This is a genomic window from Pseudomonas sp. CM25, assembly GCF_013179705.1.
In the GTDB taxonomy this organism is placed as follows: Bacteria; Pseudomonadota; Gammaproteobacteria; order Pseudomonadales; family Pseudomonadaceae; genus Aquipseudomonas.
In genome coordinates, this window is sequence record NZ_JABMCW010000443.1 from 1 (window position 1) to 3,796 (window position 3,796).

The window sequence follows — 3,796 nt, forward strand, 5'->3', positions numbered from 1 at the left end:
GGTTTTGTCCATTCTGCCGGTGTGCCTGCCGGCCCTAGGCTGTGGCCCAGATCAAGCGACATTCTGGAGAGCAGCATGCACAACAACAATATTCCTTCTCGCTGGTTGGGCCTGGACTCAGCCGTTTGCGTGGTCACCGGTGCTGCCGGTGGCATTGGCGCGGCGCTGGCCGGCGCGCTGGTAGAGCAGCAGGCCCATGTGGTGTTGCTGGACCGCGACCTGGACAAATGCCGCGAACTGGCGGCCACCCTCGGCGAGCGCAGTGTCGGTGAGGTCAGCGCGCTGGGCTGCGACATCGCCGACCCGGCCAGTGTGGAGCGGGCTGCGGCCCAGGTGCAGGCCTTGCACGGGCGCTGCGATGTACTGGTCAACAATGCCAGCGTACTGCGCCCCGGCGCGCTGGACGAGCTGACCCTGGAGCAATGGAACCAGGTGCTGGCGGTCAACCTCAGTGGCTACCTGCTGTGTGCCCAGGCGTTCGGCCGTTCGATGCTGGCGCGCGGCGAGGGGCGCATCGTGCACGTGGCCTCGATTGCCGCCCACTACCCGCAACCCGACAGCGGCGCCTACAGCGTGGCCAAGGCCGGGGTCAGCATGCTGTCGCGTCAGCTTGCGGTGGAGTGGGGGCCACGGGGCGTGCGCAGCAACGCGGTGTGCCCGGGGTTGATCCGCACGCCGTTGTCGGCGGCGTTCTATGCCGACCCGCAGGTCGAGCGCCAGCGCTGCGCGATGACCGCCAACCGGCGCATCGGCGAGCCGCAGGACATCGCCGACGCCGTGCTGTTCCTGGCCAGCCGGCGTGCCGACTACATCAACGGTGCCGAGCTGACCGTGGATGGCGGCCTGGAGAGCATGCCCATGGCACTGATCCCGCGCCCAGGCTTCGAGGGGGCAGGCCGATGAATACGCGCAGCTGTGATGTACTGGTGGTCGGCGCGGGCGCGGGCGGCCTGGCGACGGCGATCACCGCGAAAAAGCTCGGCCTGGATGTGATCGTGATCGAAAAGGACGACTGCTTTGGCGGCACCACGGCGTTTTCCGGCGGCGTGCTGTGGGTGCCCGGTACCGCGCACGGGGCCAACGACAGCCACGCAGCGGCCATGACCTACCTGCGCAACGAAACCGGTGGCTGTTACGACGCAGCCGGGGTCGAGGCATTTTTGCGCTACGCGCCGCAGATGGTGGAATTTTTCGAGCGCGAGACAGCGGTGAAGTTCGTGCCCACGCTGTACCCCGACTATCACCCGCACATCGAAGGTGGCGTCGACGTTGGCCGCTCGATCCTGGCCGCACCTTACGATATTCGCGGCCTGGGGCCAGACATGGCACGCCTGCGCCCGCCGCTGAAAACCATCACCTTCATCGGTATGATGTTCAATTCGTCGAATGCCGACCTCAAGCATTTCTTCAATGTGACCCGTTCGCTGACCTCCTTCGTGTATGTGGCCAAGCGCCTGATGACCCACCTGAAGGAGCTGGCCCTGTACCGTCGCGGTACCCAGGTCACCAGCGGCAATGCCCTGGCGGCCCGGCTGGTACGTTCGGCACTGGACCTGGGCATTCCGATCCTGACCGGTACCCCGGCGCGCCGGTTGCTGCGCGAAGGCGGTCGGGTGGTGGGCGCAGAAGTCGGCCAAGGCGACAGCGAGCTGACCATCCAGGCCCGGCGCGGTGTGGTGCTGGCGTGTGGCGGCTTCTCCCATGACCTGCAGCGGCTACGCCAGGCCTACCCGCATGTGCGCCGCGGCGGCGAGCATTTTTCTCCGGTGCCGGCGGGCAACACCGGTGATGGTGCGCGCATGGCGGAAGCCTTGGGTGCCAAGGTCGATATCCGCCTGCAAGCGGCAGCGGCGTGGATGCCGGTGTCCAAGGTGCCGATGGGGGGCGGGCGGCATATCGCCTTCCCGCATTTGCTCGACCGCTACAAGCCGGGTGTGATTGGCGTGTTGCGTTCGGGGCGGCGCTTTACCAACGAGTCGAACTCCTACCATGACGTTGGTGCGGCCATGATCGAGGCCTGTGCCGGGCAGGCTGAAACGGCCATGTGGCTGGTGTGCGACCGTCGCACCCTGGGCAAATACGGCCTGGGCTTTGCCAAGCCCGCTCCCATGCCGCTGGGGCCGTTGCTGCGCAACGGTTACCTGCTCAAGGGCAACACCCTGGCCGAGCTGGCAGGCAAGGCCGGTATCGATGCGCAAGGGCTGGCGCAGACCGTGCGCGAGTACAACCTTGGCGCGGTGCAGGGCGAAGACCGCCAGTTCGGCCGCGGCAGCACCAGCTTCAACCGCTACCTGGCTGACCCGCAACAGCGGCCCAACCCCTGTGTGGCCCCGATGGGCGAGGGGCCGTACTTTGCCGTGAAAGTGATCATGGGCGACCTGGGCACCTTCGACGGGCTACGTACCAGCGTGGTCGGCGAGGTGTTGGCGGCAGACGGGCAGGCCATCGACGGCCTGTATGCGGTCGGCAACGACCGCGCCAGCATCATGGGCGGCAACTACCCCGGTGCGGGCATCACCCTGGGCCCGATCATGACCTTCGGCTACATCACCGGGCGGCACCTGGCGGGTGTCGAGCAGGGGCTTGCGGCAGTGGGCACTGCGCAGGAGGTGGCGTGATGGACAAGGCCGTCGTCGATCACCGCATCTACACCATCCGCCCGCGCTGCATGGCGGCTTTTCTCGACGCCTTCGACCAGCTGGCGATGCCGATCCTGCTGCGCCACCTGGGGGCGCCGCTGGCCTTCTACACCAGCAGCATCGGGCCGCTGAACCAGGTGGTGCACTTGTGGGGTTATGCCAGCCTCGATGACTTCGAGAAGCGCAGTGCCGCGCGTGACGCCGACCCGGACTTTGCGGCCTATCTGCATGCCACCCGTGACCTGGTGGTGGCGCAGGAGACGCGGATCCTACGGCCGGTTCGGTTACCCAGCCTCGCCCGGCAGTAATCCTGCCTGTGCCGGCAATCGGGCCGCAACGCGGCCCCGATACACCTCCATAAAAACAACAACAGGTGCTACCAGATGAACAACACGCTAGACGTGCGCCAACTGATCGACCAGCAACCCATTGGCAGCTACCAGAAATGGGTGGTGTTCCTGGGCTTTCTGATCATTGCCCTGGATGGGCTGGACGTCGCCATCATCGGTTTTATTGCCCCACAGCTGAAAAGCGACTGGGGCCTGGGCGCGCAGAGCCTGGGTCCGGTATTGAGTGCTGCGCTGATCGGCCTGGCCCTCGGCGCCCTGATTGCCGGCCCCCTGGCCGACCGCTACGGGCGCAAGGCGGTATTGCTGTGCAGCGTGCTGCTGTTCGGCGTCTGGACCCTGGCCTCGGCCTTTTCACCCGACCTTGAAACATTGGTTGCGCTGCGCTTTCTGACCGGGCTGGGCCTGGGCGCCGCCATGCCCAATGCCAGCACCCTGGTCAGCGAGTACGCCCCGGCACGCAGCCGCTCGCTACTGATCACTCTGGCCTTCTGCGGGTTCTCCCTTGGCGCTGCGGCCGGTGGTTTCGTCAGCGCCTGGATGATCCCCAACCTGGGCTGGCGCAGCGTGCTGGTGCTGGCGGGGGTGTTGCCGCTGCTGACCTTGCCATTGCTGTACTGGCGCTTGCCGGAATCGGTCACCTTTCTGGTCAGCAAAGGTGCGGATCGTCAGCGGATCCTGGCGATTGTCCGCCGGCTGTCACCCGCGCACGCCAACGCCGACTGCACCTTCGTCATGCCGGTCACCCCAAGGGCCAGGGGTGGGGCGATCGGCACCATCCTCTCGCCACGCTACCGCTTTGGCACCTGC

At 66.6% G+C, this 3,796-nt stretch carries 4 protein-coding genes; all 4 read left to right on the top strand.

Annotated features, from left to right (window positions below):
* Window positions 1-75 precede the first annotated feature (75 nt).
* Window positions 76-903, top strand: a complete 828-nt coding sequence (locus tag HP546_RS27435; RefSeq protein WP_172232124.1) for an SDR family NAD(P)-dependent oxidoreductase — start codon at window positions 76-78, stop codon at window positions 901-903.
* Window positions 900-2,618, top strand: coding sequence for an FAD-dependent oxidoreductase (locus HP546_RS27440; RefSeq protein WP_172232127.1), 1,719 nt, complete (start codon window positions 900-902; stop codon window positions 2,616-2,618). Before HP546_RS27435 ends, HP546_RS27440 begins: the two co-directional genes overlap by 4 nt.
* Entirely contained in the window at window positions 2,618-2,947 is a 330-nt protein-coding gene (locus HP546_RS27445; protein ID WP_172232130.1) for an NIPSNAP family protein, read from the top strand. The genes HP546_RS27440 and HP546_RS27445 overlap by 1 nt, the downstream gene beginning before the upstream one ends.
* A 75-nt stretch (window positions 2,948-3,022) precedes the next feature.
* Window positions 3,023-3,796: MFS transporter (locus tag HP546_RS27450; RefSeq protein WP_172232133.1), on the top strand; the 774-nt coding region annotated here is incomplete at its 3' end.